This window comes from Photobacterium sp. ABD4_091 (assembly GCF_056160145.1).
This window is the reverse complement of sequence record NZ_JBSWWQ010000002.1, coordinates 822,313-841,463: the sequence shown is the minus strand read 5'-3', so window position 1 is coordinate 841,463 and position 19,151 is coordinate 822,313. Positions and strand designations below refer to the sequence as shown.

Annotated in this window: 15 protein-coding genes; 9 read left to right on the top strand and 6 right to left on the bottom strand. The window is 43.9% G+C overall.

Features of this window, described 5'->3' with window-relative positions:
* Positions 1-377: 377 nt before the first annotated feature.
* The 3 genes from ACXAGQ_RS18120 to ACXAGQ_RS18110 all read left to right on the top strand — a co-directional run bounded on the left by ACXAGQ_RS18120 (position 378) and on the right by ACXAGQ_RS18110 (position 2,423).
* Positions 378-803 carry a hypothetical protein gene (locus tag ACXAGQ_RS18120; protein WP_475256620.1) on the top strand — a complete coding sequence of 142 codons (426 nt, stop codon included), beginning with the start codon at positions 378-380 and terminating at the stop codon, positions 801-803.
* Between the two features lie 183 nt (positions 804-986).
* Positions 987-1,373 (top strand): DUF6568 family protein, encoded by a 387-nt coding sequence (locus ACXAGQ_RS18115; protein ID WP_475255705.1) that lies wholly within the window; start codon positions 987-989, stop codon positions 1,371-1,373.
* 135 nt (positions 1,374-1,508) lie between these two features.
* Positions 1,509-2,423 carry a cation diffusion facilitator family transporter gene (locus ACXAGQ_RS18110; protein WP_475255704.1) on the top strand — a complete coding sequence of 305 codons (915 nt, stop codon included), beginning with the start codon at positions 1,509-1,511 and terminating at the stop codon, positions 2,421-2,423.
* A 737-nt stretch (positions 2,424-3,160) separates the two neighbouring features.
* Here the strand turns inward: ACXAGQ_RS18110 and nagZ are convergent.
* A complete protein-coding gene (nagZ, locus tag ACXAGQ_RS18105) occupies positions 3,161-4,165 on the bottom strand; it encodes a beta-N-acetylhexosaminidase (protein WP_475255702.1) in 1,005 nt (334 codons plus the stop codon).
* Between the two features lie 399 nt (positions 4,166-4,564).
* Here nagZ and ACXAGQ_RS18100 point away from each other — a divergent pair, with 399 nt between their 5' ends.
* Positions 4,565-5,044, top strand: coding sequence for a DUF1097 domain-containing protein (locus ACXAGQ_RS18100; protein WP_475255701.1), 480 nt, complete (start codon positions 4,565-4,567; stop codon positions 5,042-5,044).
* A 73-nt stretch (positions 5,045-5,117) separates the two neighbouring features.
* On the opposite strand, the gene ACXAGQ_RS18095 is transcribed toward ACXAGQ_RS18100, so the two are convergent.
* Positions 5,118-6,071: a precorrin-2 dehydrogenase/sirohydrochlorin ferrochelatase family protein gene (locus tag ACXAGQ_RS18095; protein WP_475255700.1), complete on the bottom strand. Its 954-nt coding sequence runs from the start codon at positions 6,069-6,071 to the stop codon at positions 5,118-5,120.
* A 335-nt stretch (positions 6,072-6,406) separates the two neighbouring features.
* On the opposite strand from ACXAGQ_RS18095, the gene ACXAGQ_RS18090 reads away from it, so the two are divergent.
* Complete coding sequence (locus ACXAGQ_RS18090) at positions 6,407-7,528, top strand: efflux RND transporter periplasmic adaptor subunit (RefSeq protein ID WP_475255698.1); 1,122 nt, start codon at positions 6,407-6,409, stop codon at positions 7,526-7,528.
* A gap of 2 nt (positions 7,529-7,530) precedes the next feature.
* Positions 7,531-10,683: an efflux RND transporter permease subunit gene (locus ACXAGQ_RS18085; RefSeq protein WP_475255697.1), complete on the top strand. Its 3,153-nt coding sequence runs from the start codon at positions 7,531-7,533 to the stop codon at positions 10,681-10,683.
* Between the two features lie 83 nt (positions 10,684-10,766).
* Here the strand turns inward: ACXAGQ_RS18085 and ACXAGQ_RS18080 are convergent, their stop codons facing one another.
* Positions 10,767-11,870, bottom strand: coding sequence for a S1 family peptidase (locus tag ACXAGQ_RS18080; protein WP_475255695.1), 1,104 nt, complete (start codon positions 11,868-11,870; stop codon positions 10,767-10,769).
* Between the two features lie 326 nt (positions 11,871-12,196).
* Between ACXAGQ_RS18080 and ACXAGQ_RS18075 the strand changes: the two genes are divergently transcribed.
* Positions 12,197-13,021, top strand: a complete 825-nt coding sequence (locus ACXAGQ_RS18075) for a DUF5718 family protein (RefSeq protein WP_475255693.1) — start codon at positions 12,197-12,199, stop codon at positions 13,019-13,021.
* Positions 13,022-13,092: 71 nt separating this feature from the next.
* On the opposite strand, the gene ACXAGQ_RS18070 is transcribed toward ACXAGQ_RS18075, so the two are convergent.
* The gene (locus tag ACXAGQ_RS18070) at positions 13,093-14,085 is read right to left on the bottom strand and encodes a lipid A deacylase LpxR family protein (RefSeq protein WP_475255691.1); all 993 of its coding nucleotides are present in this window, start codon (positions 14,083-14,085) and stop codon (positions 13,093-13,095) included.
* A 207-nt stretch (positions 14,086-14,292) separates the two neighbouring features.
* On the opposite strand from ACXAGQ_RS18070, the gene ACXAGQ_RS18065 reads away from it, so the two are divergent.
* Positions 14,293-15,141, top strand: a complete 849-nt coding sequence (locus ACXAGQ_RS18065) for a sulfurtransferase (RefSeq protein ID WP_475255689.1) — start codon at positions 14,293-14,295, stop codon at positions 15,139-15,141.
* A gap of 74 nt (positions 15,142-15,215) precedes the next feature.
* Here ACXAGQ_RS18065 and ACXAGQ_RS18060 read toward each other — a convergent pair whose 3' ends face one another.
* Together ACXAGQ_RS18060 and ACXAGQ_RS18055 are read right to left on the bottom strand one after the other, a co-directional pair.
* Positions 15,216-16,034 (bottom strand): phosphate ABC transporter substrate-binding protein, encoded by an 819-nt coding sequence (locus tag ACXAGQ_RS18060; RefSeq protein WP_475255687.1) that lies wholly within the window; start codon positions 16,032-16,034, stop codon positions 15,216-15,218.
* A 105-nt stretch (positions 16,035-16,139) separates the two neighbouring features.
* Complete coding sequence (locus ACXAGQ_RS18055) at positions 16,140-17,009, bottom strand: GGDEF domain-containing protein (protein WP_475255686.1); 870 nt, start codon at positions 17,007-17,009, stop codon at positions 16,140-16,142.
* 485 nt (positions 17,010-17,494) lie between these two features.
* Between ACXAGQ_RS18055 and ACXAGQ_RS18050 the strand changes: the two genes are divergently transcribed.
* A complete protein-coding gene (locus ACXAGQ_RS18050; protein ID WP_475255684.1) occupies positions 17,495-19,150 on the top strand; it encodes an ATPase RavA domain-containing protein in 1,656 nt (551 codons plus the stop codon).
* The last annotated feature ends 1 nt before the right edge of the window (position 19,151 follow it).

Genomic DNA, 19,151 nt, shown 5'->3' with positions numbered 1-19,151 from the left:
AGCTCCTTCTGGTGCTGCCTCAAATGAGGCGGACAGCAAATACAGAACGTGCCATAGAAAGTGGGGTTGGAGTCGTTAGTGTGTCAGGCAGCGTTCAATAGTACTAAGTGTAATCAAATTGTTAACATTCGCAGGTGGTCGTTTTTGTTGGGGTAGTAAACTTATCGGTACACCTGATTGATTTGTCAGTAAGAAGATTTCGAGACGATTGTTTTAGTGTTAAGACCTCGCCAATATATCCATCAGCCCTTTATCAAATCGCACATACTTAGCTTGCAGGGTCACATACGGCTGCGGTACAGCTCATGAATAGGCTGGGTTGCGGAAACGTCATTAATGAGGGCTTTTACATGAAATGGTATAGCAGCTTGGCAGCAATGATTGTGATGTCAGCTTGTTCTTCTCAGGCGAATGTCAGTGAGATAAGCCAGCAAAAAAGCCAGTATATTCAGAATGAGTGCTATGCAAATGAAGGCAGCTCGCTAAACGATGATTTCAAATTATTTATGAGTAATCGCCAAGAGGAACTGGGTGGTTTACGCGCCTCACTCAGTGATGAAAACTACCAACAGCTTGACTACGCCTTGAATCACTTCGTGACTTATTGGGAGGAACTCCAGACAGAACGCAATGTTGCCTGTGAGCAACATGCCACTTGTGAGTTCATTAAAATCAAGACCCCATCTTTGCAGGCAAATAATGAGTTTTGTGACGGCACAGACTTTGAGTACAGCGTGAGTAGAGCGAAAATAATTAACTTTTTCAGTGATATAGAGCGTTTGGAGCTCCAACAGAACCCTTGAGTTTCATTAGCGGTCATTGCCATTGCGTCTGCATCATAGCGCCAATGATGGTGTCACAACCCACACTTCGATTTTGAGTGTCACCGAAAATAATCTCTGCTAATATCCGCCATTTCTACCCTAGAGCAAAATGAAATGGCTTCCTTTTCTATCCAATGCCCCCACTGTAAAAAGTCCACATCGATGTTTATTCAATCGCTATCCAATACCGTCAAATGTGAGCACTGTACTAAGCCTGTTTTAGATGGGCAACCGGTAGAGGCAGATGCTAAGTCATTAGACAAAATCATTAATTCGCCTGTGCCCGTCATTGCGGTGTTTTGGGGAGATAACTGTACGCCATGTAAAGCATTCAAACCCATAGTGGCTAGAGTGGCTAAAGAAATGACAGGTAAGCTTCGTGTTGTTTTGGTGAACATAAATAAAAACAGGATTTTATCGTCAAAATATCGTTTACGTGGTGTGCCAACGACAATTGCGTTCAAAAAGGGGCGCCAGCAAGCCGTTCTTAACACAGCTTTACGCAAAAATGAGCTATCGAAGTGGCTGTCAGAGTCATTATCAATTTGATCACAAAAGTGTAACTGTGCTAAAGGTATAGTGTAGCTAGATGTTTGTGAGCTATCTATACAACCCAACCGAGCAGTTTTTCACATAAGGCTGCTTAAAAATCAATCCTAATGACAAAATGAAGAGGAGGAATTTATGGCTACTAGCCGTAAAATTAGTAAGGAGCGTTTAGCGCTGAAATTATCCCTAGCTGGTACGGTTGTTCTGTCCTCGCTAGGTATTGGCTATGGGTTATATGTTGGATCCAATGCCATTTTGCTAGACGGCATGTTCTCCTTACTTAGTATGGGTATGACAGGGTTAAGTATATATACCGCTTACCTTGTATCCAAACCCGACGATCAATATTTCCAATTCGGATATGCGCACATTGAACCGTTAATCAACGTCGTCAATGGCTTGCTCATCTTACTCACATGTATGTTTGCCTTTTTTAGTGGTGTGCAAACCATTGTCAACGGCGGCCACGAGATTGTACTGGAGCATGCAATTTTTTATGCAGTGCTTTCAACAATTTGTTGTTTTTCTATCTATTTTACTGAAACTTATATTGCTAAAGCTGAGCAATCAGAGTTGGTAAGGGTAGACTCACAAGAATGGCTCATCGATGGCATTTTGAGTGCGTCAATTTTGGTCGGTTTTATCATTGTGATGATCTTAGATCATTACGGCTATTCTCAGTGGAATCGGTACGTTGACCCGATTTTGGTCTCTGCGTTATCACTTGCAGCGGTTGTTCTACCAATCAAGGTGCTACGACGTAATCTTAGGGAGGTGCTGCTGGTAGCCCCTCAGGATGATGTTCAGGAGAGTGTTGACCGTGTCATTGCTAAGCTGTCTAAACAATATCACTTTGATGACTATACCCACCATTTTGCAAAGACAGGCCGACAGTACGATCTTGAAGTGAATATTCTTGTGAAGGACGATACGTACTGGACAACGAAACGTCAGGATAAGATCAGGCTATTACTTTGGGAGGCTTTGTCTGATGAGCTAGGGGATACCTGGCTATCCGTCAGCTTTACGGGGCAGGCAAGGTGGCTCTGATAGGCATTCTTCAGAACTTTTATCTGCAAAAGGGCGGTAATTGCCCTTTTTTTTCTGCATAAATAAATATTTCCAATTATCCTCATACTAATAACTATATCTAATCTGGAGTGAGAAAAATTATAGCCAAAAATATTCTGGTTATTACGACCTTTTCACCGCAAAATAATCATTAATTCATCAATAAAAGAGTGAATGGCAAGCGTAGTGTACGTTACTAGGATGAACTCGTTTCTTAAGTTTCTGTTTTTAAGTAATTTTTATAAAATGAAATGTAATGTTATGTCTTGGTTTACATGCAACTAGCACGAATATTATGCAAACTTTTTAGTGCATTTTTTGTTCTGTTGGGGTATCTTTTCCCCAGTCTAAAAATTGCTTCTAGGTTTAGTGGTAATCTTTAGACTTACAGGCTGCATTTAGGTGCAAAACGTATTCACACATTTAGATAAATCATAGGTTTATGTGACAATGGAAACATTACTGGTTATTGCTTTCATCATTGGTGGCTTCTACATTATTTGCAGAGAAAAGAAGAAATGTACCAAGGAAGTTGATTACTCTCGAGACTCTTTATAATTCATATTTTTAATAGAGTAATCTGCTGGTTTTTAGATGTTGCCAGTCCATCTAGCTATTTTTAACATAGCGCAGATAACTAAATCGCCCATATATTATTCTGCATCTAATTGATGCACTAAAATATAGGGCGATTTTTGTATCTAATAAACAAACGGTTAAGCTTGTTTATCTAACCATTCATTACGTAATCGAGTGATACGCTTTTCAGTTTCTTGCCATTTCGATGTTTTGATTAAGTCGCGGTATTCGCCAGTCGGTTTTTTGCAAAGCGATTCAAGTAATGGGACTTGTGTCTGAGGCAGACCATCTAATGCTTCAATAGCTCCTTGGCGGTTGTTACACAGTAACACCATATCGCATCCAGCTCGCTGAGCAGCAATCGCTCGTTCGCTGTAGTTACCCAGTACGTCAGCTCCCTTCATATTTAGGTCATCAGAGAAAATAACGCCCTTGAACCCTATATCTTCGCGAAGAACCTGTTTAAGCCAGTAGCTCGAGCCGCTTGCTGGTGAAGCATCGTAGTGATTGAAAATTACGTGCGCTGGCATCATCGCATCAAGAAGCTTCGCTTCGATCAAAGATTTGAAAACGGTCATATCGAGTTGCTTGATATTGTCACGAGGGTCAACAGGTGTCTCGAGATGAGAGTCAGCAATAACACCTCCGTGGCCAGGGAAGTGTTTACCTGTTGCTGCCATGCCAGCTAATTTCATGCCTTTGATAAATTCGGAGGCATACTGGATAATTTGCTGCGGATCATCAGAAAACGCTCGGTCCCCAATCGCTTTGCAGTCAAAACCTAGATCTAATACTGGGGCGAAGCTAAGATCGATATCCATCGCGAGCAGTTCAGCGGCCATCAGCCAGCCGCCATCATAAGCTAAGGATTTACCCTCATTACTTTGGGCAAAAGCTTTGGCTGGTGGCAGTAAAGTAAACTCATCACGGAAGCGCTGAACCCGGCCGCCTTCTTGATCGACAGTAATAAGGAGAGGGCGCTTTGCCGTATTGCGGATTTCCTTTGTCAGGGCGCGAAGTTGTTCACGGTCATGGTAGTTACGTGCGAAAAAAATAATCCCACCTACGGTAGGGTGTTGGATGATCTCGCGATCTTCTGCATCTAGCTCATAGCCAGCCACATCAAGCATCAGAGGACCCATGGAATCTCCTTACGGATTTTATCTAATAATTACAACCAGATAATTATGCCCTATATTCAGGGATTACCATACTAAACACGCTTAATTATAGAGAAATTTGACTCACTATTAGCAAAGCAGCACCTTTTAGCTGGAACGATATGCAAATACACCTTTTGCCTAGCAGTCAGGCATTTTGTTTCCATATGGAAACATTGAGTTTTGTAATGGATTGCATTGAAAGTGGTTATCATAATGTGATGTCTTTAGGTGGCTGATAATTAACAATTAAATTGGTGGCTCATATTTGCCTTGAATGTAATGGATGCTTATTACATTAAAATTGTGATCAAAAGCACTTTAATGTATTCGTTTGTTCCTTAAACTGTTTCCTTAACAGTCCAATTAAGGAAATGAAAGATGTCTACCTTGGTCGCTATTGCTATTACAACTGGAATTCTCTCAGGGATATGGGGATGGGTTGCCGTATCGCTCGGTTTACTAAGTTGGGCAGGTTTCCTCGGCTGTACGGCATATTTCGCTTCCCCAAAAGATGGACTAAAAGGGCTATTGTTGAGTCTGGCAACCACTATGAGCGGTGTTTTCTGGGCAATGGTGATTATCCATCTATCAACTTCAGTAGGTATTGAGATCATTGGGTATGTCATTACCGCAGTTGTTGCTTTCTTAATGTGTGTTCAGGCTAAGCAGGCGTGGTTGAGTTTTATCCCCGGTACATTTATTGGCTCTTGTGCAACCTTTGCTGCAGCTGGTGATTGGCAGCTGGTAGTGCCTTCCTTAGTTGTGGGTGTTGTCTTTGGCTATACAATGAAGGCGTCAGGCTTGTGGCTGCAACAAAAAATGGCTAAGCCTGAATCGAGACTTGCGACAGCTGAATAAACGCGATATTAAATTATAAAAAGCCGCATTAGCGGCTTTTTTTGTTTATGAACAATTGGTTATAGGTATTGGGTTACAGGCAAGGAACATAAATGCCGTTGAACTCTTCAATAAATGGTTTCAGGCAAGAAGCAGCTTGTGACTTTGAAGATAGAACACATACCCTTAGGCCTTCTTTTAACAGGTGTTCTATCTGAGCTTTTAACGAATCTTCATTATATGGCTCGCGATCGGCATCTCGACGGCATAAATCGACAAAAGCATCATCAGCGCCTTCCAAGCTATTTGCTTTACCAGGGTAGAGTACAAACTCCGCCTGCTGCATTAGGCGTAATGCTTTCAGCGTCAGCATTTCTGTCTCTGTGCCTGTTTCAATCAAATACAAAGCCGCCTGTGGTTCTTGGTTGTACTTGAGAAGTTCGACAAAGACTTCTTCGAGATCTTTCTTCGTTTTGGCTTGTTCAACAGCCGCATGGCGGAAAAACATTTCCCAGAATTTACGCCTTTCATCAACGGTCGAAAAAGTCTCTTTAATCCGCTCTCGTTGTTCACCTGCATAACTGGCAAGCAGTGATAAGTTATGCGGGAGCTGTGTTTCCAGTTTTTCCCGTAGGTAACGGACGAGTACCGGAGAAGCCCCACCACTTGATACGGCAACCTGAATTGGACTTCTATCGATCATCGAAGGGGTAATGAAGTCACAGTAGTCTTTATCATCGACGACATTGATCCAGATACCCAAATCAGTCGCATCTTGATGAACTTGGTGGTTTAGCGAAGGGTTATCCGTTGTTGCCCAAACTTGATACGCACCCATAAGGTCACTTTTTTCGTAGGACTTATTTTTCCAATGAATATGACCGTTGTTTGCTAATGTAGCTAAATGGTTGTGCAGCTTGGGCGATATAACAGTGATGGATGCGTCAGCTTTGCGCAATAAGTCAACTTTTCGACAAGCAACTTCTCCACCTCCTATAACTGTTACTTTTCTTTGTTTTATAGAGAGGAAAATCGGGAAATAGTCCATATTAGTTATTCTTTCTAGGTATATCTGCTTTCTCTAAGTCACTGACTTGTAGTGATATCTTTTTCTCGCTACTATGAAAACACAAATATATAAGGTTTGAAATAATTTGAAACACTTGCTTGGTAAAAATGTTTCAATACACATAACTGTTCAGCTTGGATTAAAGGCATAATGCTAGTTTATGCGAACTATAATGTTAGTTTTTTTTGAAACCTTAAATAACCTCAAATTACTCTGATTTCATTCGAATGATTAATCATTTAGCGATATCCTTAGTGATTGAATATAACAAATTTTAAGCGTAGTTTTTACATAAATTTAAGATGGTCGGCAATATGAATAAAAAACTTATGATAGCGACACTGATAAGCACGAGCTTGCTTGTTGGTTGTGGCGATAAGTCGTCTGGTCAAGCGGGGGGAATGGTCCCACTGGTTGCAGTACAACCTGTCACTGTAATTGATTACCAACAGGGGAAACAATTTGTTGGTAGGACTGAAGCAATTGAAGATGTGGCCATCACAGCTCAAGTTTCAGGCTACCTTAAAGCGCGTTCGTTCAATGAGGGTGAGGTTGTACAGCAAGGACAAGTCTTGTTTGAAATTGAGCCTGCTGCATATGAAGCGCGTGTAGCAAGTGCTGTTGCTGCAATCGCCCAAGCTGAGGCGACATTACAGCGTGCAAACCTGGATTGGAAGCGTGGTCAAAACCTTTTGCCTAAGGGCAGTATTAGCCAATCTGAATTTGACCGCCTAACTGCTGAAAAGCTGAGTGCTGAAGCACAGCTTAAATCAGCCAATGCCCAGTTGAAGGCTGCAGAAGTTGATTTGTCATTTACTAAGATCACCGCACCATTTACTGGCCGCATCAGTGATAGCAAAGCCAGTATTGGTGATCTTGTCTCGCCAAGCTCGGGTGTATTAACCACACTGGTTAGCCTTGATCCAATGCAAGCCTCTTTTAACGTGAGTGAGCGTGAGCGTCTAAACCTAGGTATCGATAGCCTAGACGGCGCAGGCGAAGGCCAGGGCGATGTCGAAGTTGTATTGACGCTGACTAACGGCAAAGAATATAGCGAGCTAGGTAAAGTTGACTTTATCGGTAACCGTATCGATCTTCAGACCGGTACCATTGCCATGCGTGCTAGTTTTGCTAACCCAGAGCAATCTCTGCTTCCTGGCCAGCATGTTCAAGTTTTCCTTCGCGAAAAAGAGCCAGTGAAGCGCATTGTGATCCCTCGCCGCGCTGTTCAAAGTGATTTGGAAGGTGATTTTGTTATGGTGTTGGCTGACGAGAATGTTGCCGAGCGTCGTAATGTTGTTCTTGGTCCACAAACTGAGCATGGCATCATCATTGCTGAAGGTATCAACGATGATGACGTTGTAATGACCAAAGGTCTTCAGCGTGTCCGTAACGGTGTGACAGTCCGAGTTGAAGAAACAGGGGCGCAAGAGTAATCATGCTAAGTCGCTTTTTTATCCAGCGCCCTAAGTTTGCGCTGGTCATTTCGATAATTCTGACACTGGCAGGTGCGATAGCCGTACTTAACCTGCCTGTGGCTGAATATCCAAAAATCAGTCCACCGTCGGTGGGTGTAACCGCTTTTTATTCTGGTGCAAGTGCCGAAACCGTTGAAGAGGCGATAGCCGACCCGATTGAAGCATCGGTCAATGGTGTAGAAAACATGATCTACATGTCTTCTAAGAGTGCCAACGATGGTTCATATAACTTGAACGTGACCTTTGATATCGGTACCGACCCTGATATGGCACAGGTTAACGTTCAGAACCGAGTTTCACAGATCGAGTCCAAGCTGCCTGCGGAAGTACGTATGGTAGGTGTAACGGTTAAAAAACGTTCGCCTGACTTGCTGATGGTACTTAACTTCTACTCACCAGACGGTAAGTATGATGACCAGTTCCTGATCAACTACATTAACCTAAATGTTAAAGATCAGCTGGCACGTGTGACGGGTATCAGTGAGGTTAACGTAATCGGTGGTGGTGAATACGCTATGCGTGTTTGGCTAAACCCTGAGAAAATGGCCAACCTGAACCTGACAACCTCTGATGTCAATGCCGCGCTTTCTGAGCAGAACGTTCAGGTAGCAGCAGGTCAAGTCGGTGCAGCGCCTTACAATAACCCTCAAGAAGTGCAGTTTAACCTCGTAACCAAAGGCCGACTACAGACTGTTGAAGAGTTCGAGAACGTGGTTCTTCGTGCCAACAACGATGGCTCTATGGTTTACCTGAAAGATGTGGCACGTGTAGAGCTGGGTAAGAAGTTCTACAGCGGTAACGGTATGTTCCGTGGTCAGGATGCTTCTATCGTTGCGCTAAACCTTCAGTCCGATGCCAACGCACTGGAAAGTGGTAAAGCGGTCATGGACTTGCTTGAGCGCTTGAGCGTCGACTTCCCTGAAGGCATGGAATACGAGACCAGTTACGATACAACCTTGTTCGTTGCTGAATCTATCAAAGGTGTTGTAGTTACATTGATTCAGGCCATCTTGCTGGTAATCGCCGTAACATACATGTTCCTGGGTAGCGTACGTTCGACTTTGATCCCGGTTGTTGCGATCCCTGTATCGCTTATCGGTACATTCGCTATCATGCTGGCGGCTGGCTTTACGATCAACACTGTGACCTTGTTCGGTTTGATACTGGCTATCGGTATCGTGGTGGATGATGCGATTCTGGTTATCGAGCAGGTCGATACCAACATGAAGCGCGATCCAAGCCTGACCCCGGCAAAAGCGACGCTTATTGCGATGAAGGAAGTAACCGGTCCGATTGTGACTTCAACGCTGGTACTTCTTGCGGTATTCGTTCCAGTTGCCATGCTGCCTGGTATCACCGGTATTATGTATCGTCAGTTCGCACTAACGATTTGTATTTCGGTAATTATTTCTTCTATCAACGCATTGACGCTTTCACCAGCACTTTGTTCGCTAGTGCTTAAGCAGGGCGGTGGTAACACTGCACGTTGGTTCGAAGTATTCAACCGTGGCCTTGAAAAGGTAACCTTGAAATACGGCGCCATTGCTGGCTTCATGGTTCGAAAAGTTACACTACTAGTGACTTTCTTCGTACTTGCAGTTGGTGCGGTAACTTTCCTATCGAAAACAACGTCAACGGCGTTTGTACCGACGGAAGATAAGGGTATCTTGCTGGTTAACGTACAGCTACCTGACTCGGCCTCTTTGTCCCGTACTGAAGAAACCACAATAAAGCTCCAGGAAATCCTAGCTGACGAACCGGGTATTGAAGGTATTACGGTAGCAAACGGCTATGCATTCATGACTGGTGCGGCAGCCTCAAACGGTGCGTCTCTGTTCATTAAGTTGAAAGACTGGGATGAGCGAAATGCAATGGAAGGGGATCACTCATCGTTTGCTATCTCGAACCGTGTGAATGGCCGAGCAGCAATGGAGCTTCCAGAAGCGATTGTCTTCGCTATGGGTGCACCAGCAGTACCAGGCATGGGGGCGGCTGATGGTTTCGAATTTGTACTTGAAGATACCTTGGGCCGAAGCCGTACAGATCTTGCCAATGTTATGGGTGAAATGATCCAGGCTGCCAACCAGCAACCTGAAATACAATTTACCTTCAGTACATTCCGTGCAAACGTACCGCACTACTACATTGATGTTGACCGTGTTAAAGCTAAGCAGCTGGGTATTCCGCTAACGGAAATCTTCCAGACGCTACAGGGTAACCTTGGCTCAATGTATGTGAATGACTTCACTCTATACGGTAAGAACTTTCGTGTAACAGTACAGGCAGACAGTGACTACCGTGATGGTCTAGATGCACTACAGCGTTTCCATGTCCGTTCATCTTCAGGCGAGATGATCCCGCTAAGTACCATTACTTCGGTCGAGCAAGTGTTCGAGCCAGATGTTGCATGGCGTTACAACATGTACCGTTCAGCGGTTATCCAGGGCAGTCCAGCACCGGGTTACTCAAGTGGTGATGCGATTGCGGCGATGGAGCGCGTTGCTGCTGAAGTGCTTCCACAAGGATACCAGTACGAGTGGACAGGTATGGCTTATCAGGAAGTTAAAGCGGGTAACCAAGCTATCTATGCATTCGCGCTAGCACTTGTGTTCATCTATCTGTTCATGGTTGCTCAGTACGAGAGTTGGAGTATTCCGCTTGCGATTATCTTGGTGGTACCTGTAGCAACATTGGGTTCATTCTTGGCACTGGCAATGACGGGCACACCGCTGAACTTGTATGCTCAGATAGGTCTGGTTCTGTTGATTGCGCTTGCAGCTAAGAACGCCATCCTGATTGTGGAATTCGCCAAGATTGAGCGCGAAGATAATGAGTTGGATATCGAACAGGCAGCGGTACGCGGTGGTAAGCTGCGTTTTCGTGCGGTAAACATGACCTCGTGGTCATTTATCCTAGGTATTCTTCCTCTGATCTTTGCAAATGGTGCTGGCCACATCAGTCAGAACTCCTTGGGTATCTCCCTAACCGGTGGTCTGTTGTGTGTATTGTTGGCAGGTACTTTCCTAATTCCTGGTTTCTTTGCACTGGTACAGCGTCGTCGTGAGAAGTTCCATGGTGGATCAACCAAACTGATTCCGCTTGATGAGGAATAACTTGGTGTAGTAATACCAAGTATCAAATAAAAGCTCCCAGTGATGGGAGCTTTTTTTATGGTTAACCGATTACTGCTTGTAGGTTACAAAGTTTTACGACGCAGCAAGGCGAGGGCAGTCAAGCTAATCAAGCCTGACAGTGGTAGGCTGCCGCCACCGCCAGAGCTTCCTTTTCTGGTTTTGTTATCTAGTTCTTTAGCGAAAGGGTTTATGTTGAAGTCTGACGTAGGCTGTGCAGCCAAAGTTAAGCCAGTTTGAGCTTCAATCCATTCATAATAATGTGCCAGCTCGGTATAGAGACCATTTTGCTGAGCATTGGGGTTGCCAGCTTCTTTTTCATGGCAGTAGGGGCCATTACTGGTTACGCCGATAACACGCAATCCAAAATCGCTGTTACCAGCTTTGGATGGATCTTGCCAGACTAGCGGCCCGCCAGAATCACCACGGCAAACATCTTTCTTTACATCAGGATCGCTGCTATCTGCACAAACAAAATGCGACTCTTCAGACAGTGGATAATGGCTTGCATTACATTCGCTCATCGGGATGCCGCCTAACTTAACAAACATGAGCTTATCGGGTTGATCAAATTTGGGTTCCGTATACCCCCAGCCTGAGGCGATAAGATTTGGTTCTGAATAACCGCTGCTGTTCCAAGTAGCAACAAATTGATCGTTTGCTGTCTTTTGTTCATGAGGTGTCGCCAGTTTAATTGGCTTTGCGACATCAAGCATTGAGCGATCCACTTTAAGCAAAGCAATATCATGATCTAGTGCACTATTGAGAAAATACCCATCATGGATTTTCACATCAACAACGGTAAATTTATACCTGTCATCTAAATCATTAGCATTGCCAGAACTGTTCTTAAGGATATCAACCCCGGTGACTAGCGTGCCACTCATTAAAGGGCTGATACAATGTGCGGCGGTAACAGCCCAATAGTCGCTAATAACCACTGCACCACAGCCCGATGTAATAATATGGGTTCCATTCACTAGCTGAGGAGCTGTCAGTAAAGCGGCTTGCCATGGTAACAGTAAGTCAGCGGAGGGTTGGGTAGCGGACTCGCCATTAAGTATTTTTGTGTTGATCTGAGGTTCTTCGGCGTAAGCCGATGTTGCCAAAGTTGTAGAAGCAAATGCAACTGCTAAGCTGATCGCGACTGGTGTGAAACGATTCTTCATAAGATCCTTGTAATTTTTCTTTTAAGCAAAGTTAATGAGCTTACAATAAATGATAGTGAGCAAAAAATTTTCACTCAAAATGCTTCTAGCGTACTAATGCACATTGTTTTTATAATGGGTATGTTAATTATTTTCTATCATTATTCCAATCAAAAAATTGCTTTGTGTGATATTGGTCTTCGAGTTCATATGTTTGCTTGATGGATTGGGGATGTCAAAGGAGAATCTTGATCTAATGCAAACCCTTGCCATCTACTGTTCGTGATTGTTGGTGCCTCACGTTATACTGGGTTCTGATATTTAGCATTAACAAAGGGTTGCAGTATATGCCTTATAAGCACGTGATTGGTTTTGGGGTGGCGGGTAATTTTGCTGGTCACCTAGAGCAGGCTGGTGAAGATAAAGACTTTTTAGCCGTTGAAGTTAAAGAAGCTGTTCAGCCAAAGGCCATTTTTCCATTTTATGTCCCATCAGATAAAGCAGGGTTCCTATCAACTTACCCATTATCTTCTGATGCTATTATTCCGCCTAATGATGCTGATAACCTGCAAATCGAACCTGAAGTAGCGCTGATTTGTGATCTTGAATATCATGACAATCAAGTTGTGGCGATAAAACCCACCGCTTTTGCTGCCTATAATGATTGCTCAATCCGCAAGCCAAATGCGAAGAAGATCAGTGAAAAGAAAAATTGGGGTGTCAATACCAAAGGTATTTCATCTCAAGTGATTACTGTCGATAACCTAAGCGAGGGTGGTAAACTAGACGATTTCCGTATTGCGAGTTTCCATAAGCGTGGTGAAACGATTACGCGTTACGGTGAAGATAGTCCAGTTGTGGGTTATAGCTACTTCCATGAAAAACTCCTGAACTGGATTGTTGATCGCATGAACAACCAACAAGATGTTGGTCCGACGGAGAACATTGCAGATTTCCTTGCTGAAGCGGATTACCCGTCACAAGCTGTCATCAGTATTGGTGCGACACGCTATACAGAATTTGGTGAGACGACTTTCTTGAAGTCTGGCGACACCAGTATGGTTGTGGTTTATGACGGGACGGTATACAGCCCAGAAGAGATCACTGCAATGGCTGAAACGCAGACCTTTAAAGAGCAGGGTATCTCTGCTCTGGTTCAATCTGTCGCCTAGGTTTAAGAATAGATTTAAAAAAGCACTGTGAAAACAGTGCTTTTTGTCATATCGCTTGCCTATTATTTTGATCAAAGGCGCCAGAATACTTCCAGTGAGCCGTTGGAGTTCGTGCGATGTTTAGCCTCTTTGAATTCAGCAGTATTGGTTGCAAAGCTTAAACTTACCCCCCACTTGGGCTGGTAGTACACACCACCTAGCACAGCGGTTGCCTGCCAATGTTCTACCTTGGTATCAGGGACTTCGCTAGGGCGATCTCCATCAATGGTAATGTCGTTGAGTCGGTAACGACCTTCAATTCCGGTAAAAAGAAAATAACCCGAAGCGTTTGATGACAGCACGCCGACATCAACAAAATTACCCGGTGAGAAGCCGGTTGTCCCGAAGCTGCCTGATAAGCTCTTACCCCACCGAGCTACACCACCTACAGCAAGCTCACTTTGGTAGTTACCGACATTTATGCGTCCTACACCACTTAAGTCATAATCATCCATCAGATAGGCTTGTTGGCGGGTAATCAAGCGGTGACCCTGGTAGCCTAAATTAAAAACAAGTGTGTTTTCTATTTGGTAGTCCCAGCCCATTGGCTCGTCGGAACCCACAATATCGTGGATAAATTTTTGGCTTTGCTCTGCAAATGAATTAGGGCCCACCACACCGAACATAAAACTGAATTTATCGACAAATGTCGGTGTGTATTGATAAGCACTAGACTCCAGGAACAATAAACCAGCATATGGACGTTCGTTTTCAGGCGGCTCTATAGATTCAATGTCTTCAGGGGTCCACATTTGCTGGCCAAGGGTTAGGCTCCATCCTTGCTTGGTGTTATCTTTCAACGGCAAGTATCGACTGACTTGACGGATCGGTGTTGGAGCCGTTTCAGCAAGGTCTGATGAAAAAGGAGAGTTGTACTCGAGGAATACTCCGTTGGTGTAATTCTGATCTGCTCCTACAATGCCATCATTGTCCATAGAAAATGAATAGCTGGCTGAGTTGTAAGCTGTTGCGATGGGAGCAAAGATAGACAGATAAGCGAAAACCACGGGGGAAATTTGTTTCATTGATAATCCTTTGGTACAACAAGCAGGATGAAAGGAGTACGGGTATGCCAAACGACTTTGTTGCTATCAAGTAAAAATGAATTGAACACAATGTCTATTCTCATCCATGTATTTGCTCATGATATCTAAAGGAAGGGATTTATCGCTAGCGGTTTTATCGAATAAGCGTAAATGTTTGTGAATTATCGATTTGTATAAGGAAAAGGAATGTCAGCAGTCAAACTTACATCACCGATAGTGTCGGTTTCTTGGTTAGAGCAGCATTTGACGGATGCTGATTTGGTTGTGCTTGATGCGAGTTGGTTTTTGCTCGGTTCGGATAGGGATGGTTCTACCGAGTGGCAGGAGAAACGTATACCTGGCGCCCGTTTTTTTGATTTCGATAAAAAAATTGCTGAGCCAGCTGCGGCTTTTCCTCACATGCTGCCTGAGCCTGCACTTTTTTCACGCGAGGTAGAGAAGCTGGGCATATCAAACGACAGCATCATAGTTGTCTACGATAGCCAAGGTATGTTTTCTGCGCCAAGAGTGTGGTGGATGTTTAGGGCAATGGGGCATCATCAAGTCGCAGTGCTTGATGGCGGGCTTCCAGCTTGGCTCGCGGCCTCTTCGCAATTGGAAGCAGGTGAGGCGCCAGCTATCAAAGCCGGCAAGTTCGAAGCACAATACCAGCCGCAATGGACGGTTGATGGTGATGCGCTGATGCAGCAGCTTGGTGCTGCTGATGTACAGGTTTTAGATGCACGCTCTGCGGCAAGATTCTATGGTACTCAGCCTGAGCCTCGGCAAGGTGTGCGGAGTGGTCATATGCCAAGTGCCAAGAGTTTGCCATTCGGCCAGTTGCTAAAAGACGGATATTTTTTGCCGAAAGATCAATTAGAGCAGCGGTTTGATGCGGTGAGTGAACCTGACCAGAGGTTAATCTTTAGCTGTGGATCTGGAGTGACTGCTTGTATCCTCGCATTAGCAGCAGAGCTTGCGGGTAGAAAACACCTAGCTGTTTATGATGGTTCTTGGACAGAGTGGGGCTCAACGTATAAGTATCCGGTTGTATAAAAAACAGGCACGGTGCTTGCCCACCGTGCCTGTCCATTGTGCCTTTCATTGATTATGCCTCGGGCTGAAAGGAGTTAGTCGATGACGGACACATAGCCGCGAGCTTCAATCAGGGATTGTCCTGGCTTAGACATCACATAATCAACAAACTGTTTCGCATTGTCAGCGACTTTCTTTTCTTTATATAGCATCAAGAAAGGACGTGAAATTTGGTACTTGCCAGCTTCTAGGTTATCAAGTGTTGGCGATACGCCCTCGAAATCCAATGCTTTAATGGAGTCGTCAACCGAGCCCAGTGAGACATAGCCAAGCGCATGCTTATTGCGTGAGACTAGGCTTTTCACCGTGCCATTGGTATTAACAACAAGTACTTGCGGGTTAATATCAGATACCGTTTGTCCTTCGATTTGCTGGGTCAGCCCCATAAAATCTTCGAATGAAAAACGGGAGCCTGATGCATTTTCTCGGCTGACTACTGCGATTTTAAGGTCAGGACCACCCACTTCTTTCCAGTTAGTTATTTCACCGTGGTAGATCTTTTCAACTTGAGCCTTATTGAGGTTTGCAACTGGATTTTCTTTGTGGACAACCAAAGCGATACCATCATGGGCAATGGTGACTGTGGTAATATCCGGGTTTATCTCTTCTGTTTTCAGGTAACGTGAACTCATCCCTAAATCAGCGACATCCTTTTTGACTGCAGTGATCCCGGCTGAAGAACCGATTCCCTGCACCTCAATCTTGGTATTACTGTGTTCGGCAGAATACGTTTCAGCTAGTACTTCTACGATATGGCTGGCGGAAGTAGAGCCTGTCACTGTGATTGTATCGTTAGCATGTGCTGAGCAAGCAATGCTGGCAATAAGGGCGCAAAGCGCTGTTCTGGTAAGCATTTAATCTCTCCAATTAAACCAGAAAAGGATGGCGGACATCTTATTACGGCTTTATGACATTAATGTGAAAAATCTACATATAAGGAGAAAGGCGCTATTAATTTTTTATACGTAAGTCCTTCGTTTATTTTGTTTTTCTTGGTACATCGCCTTATCTGCTTTGGCAAGGATCGAGTCTGGATCGCTCAAATTACCGGGATAATAGGGTGACAGCCCCAAGCTGATATCAAAGTTGTATTGGGTTCGGGTACGGTTAGACGCATCTAATAACGCGCTTATCCAAGTTTGGCATAGTTCAGGGTCATCAGAGGGAAGCAGAACGACAAACTCATCGCCTCCGATCCGGTAAATATGGCTGCCCTCAGGCACCGTTTCCACAATGTCATTGGCAATTGTGACAAGGACTTCATCACCACATTGATGGCCAAAAGTGTCGTTGACCTGCTTGAAATTATCTAAATCTATGTAGGCCAACAATCCCCTTTGCGTATTAATGGCCATGTCGTCAAACCGGCGGAATAGGGCGCGGCGGTTTTCAAGGCCAGTTAAGTCATCCTCAAGGGCTAAGCGTGTGAGGCTTTTTTCAAGCGATTGCGAAACATCAACTTGCTGGTGCAATTTGGAAATTAAAGTGCGATGAATAGCGAGCATTTTAATAAAGCAAAAGCAGATAAGAAAAACACCAATATGAAGAAAAATGTCATCACTCGAATCAATTAGCCAATGATCATTTAATTCTGGTATTTCATCGAGTAAATCAGCGGTAACGCCAATAGCATAAGTACCCAGTGCTAATTTCATCCACCCACGCATCTGCGTATCCATGTCTTCGCGAAGTAACATGAAAATTAATACTAGAGTCAGAACAGAAACAACAATATCGAGTTTGCCGCTGGAAGGGACGAGTGCTGACAACAAGACGCCGATGCAGACGACGACAGTTAATCGGGTGGGTAATTTAGAAATTGCGCTCATAATGAGTTTTTCGTGTTATAGCAGTTTAATAATATCTTTACAGAGATGTTTGGCTCTAACAAAGGGTTTTATGGCTTAGGCATAGAATTCAAAGTACGGTCATTACTTTTTTATTATGAAATGTGCCAATGGGTTGTTATTGACACTTTAGCCTAATGAATTAAACAAATGGGACTAAGCAACTGGCCATCGTACGTATATTTGGTGTTAGAAACAAATAAAATCCCATTCAAACTAGCAATATTGTCATGAATAGTGCGCCTTTTTGTAGTCATTGGATAGTTTTGAATCTTTATGTTCGTTTTGTTAATCCGATCGCATTTATGGAAACAAAGATTGAGCTCTGGTGGCAGATTAAACTCTTTGATATATAAAGGGTGTAACAAAATATTTCAGTTTACAATATTGTAACATTTAATGGTTTGTGTCTATCCTCTATTTAAGTACGAAAGTACAGGGATATGACAATGTAAGAGGTCGGAAATATGCTGACAATGGCGAGAAAAGCGCAGCCTAATAAAGCGCTTGTTTCTGAAAGGATTCAGAAATTAATCAAAGCGTTATCTAATGGTGTATACGAGCGAGAAGAGACAATCAAACTGTGTCTTCTAGCGGCGCTTGCCGGCGAAAGTGTGTTTTTGCTGGGGCCTCCAGGTATTGCCAAGAGTTTGATCGCTAAAAGGCTGATTCAAGCTTTCGATAATAGCCAGTTTTTTGATTACTTAATGACCCGTTTCTCTACCCCTGAAGAAGTATTTGGTCCTCTTTCTATCCAGGAATTAAAAGACAACGGTAAGTATGTACGTTTAGTTGATGGCTATTTGCCGACCGCACAAGTTGTTTTCCTTGATGAAATCTGGAAAGCCGGTCCTGCCATTCTTAATACATTGCTAACCGTTGTAAATGAACGAACTTTCAAAAATGGGCAAGAGATACTTCCGGTACCAATGCGTTTATTGGTGACAGCATCAAATGAGCTTCCAGAGGAAGACAGCGGTCTAGAGGCGTTATACGACAGGATGCTGGTGAGGGTGTTTGTAAACCGTATCCAGGAAAAGCAAAACTTCAAAGCCATGCTTATGGGAGAGGGGCCTACGATTCAGGAACTCGAACCGGGCTTGGCAATTACTGATGAAGAATATGAAGACTGGCAATCACATATCGAAGATATCAAGTTGTCAGAAGAAATCTTCGAAAAAATCTATCAGCTAAAAAGCATGATCGAACAACGCGCCGAAGGCTCGGATCATATCGACGAACATGACAGCGAGCTATATATCTCAGATCGCCGCTGGAAGAAGTCGGTAAGGTTGCTGAAGGCAAGTGCTTTCTATAATGGCCGTGATGCCATCAATCCACTCGACTTGCTCTTGTTGCAAGACTGTATGTGGCATAGCCCTGAGTCCCGCCATGTTATTCGGGATATTGTCAGTGACTTCGCGGTAGAGAAAGCGTTTGAGCAAGAGTCGGCACAGATTAATGCCACTGAAGCGCAAGCAATTATTGACGATGCTAATGCTGAAGTTGCCAGTGAACTGGCAGTGAGCCTAAGTCGTGAATCCATGATGCGTAAAGAATGGTTTAAGTGTGATCTTAGTGGTGCGAAGCGTTATACCATTAACCACAACACACGCATGATTAAACTGGTTATGCTGCAGCAAAACCCGTCTGTATCAGAGCAGGAGAACGGTGATAGTCGTTGGGTGTATGTTGATGGCGATGATTTTGAAAAGAAAATCAAAACAGGCCAATGTGATGTTTATGGATATGTCAACAAAAATGTCCACCTTTGCCGACTACAGTTCGAAGTGGACGCCGAGCAGCGTCTGGTGATCAAAGATATCGCAAATCGATCTGTGTTAGTCGGTATCGCAGGAGAAAAAGGGATTACCCAGGAGCAACAAGCTCATTGGGTAGCAATGGCAGAGAAAGCATCCTCGAAAGTAATGGACGCCGAGCATAACCTAAAAGTTTCTCGCAGTAGCTTCCATGGGGCACTACCACATAACTTTATCGACCCTCAATTACCAGAGCGGATTGAGCAGAGTTTATCGCAAGCAACGGATTCAGTGCATGACCTGAAAGTAATGGTTGATAAAAATGTATTCCGTATCAGTCATATGACTGAATATTTTGCTTAGC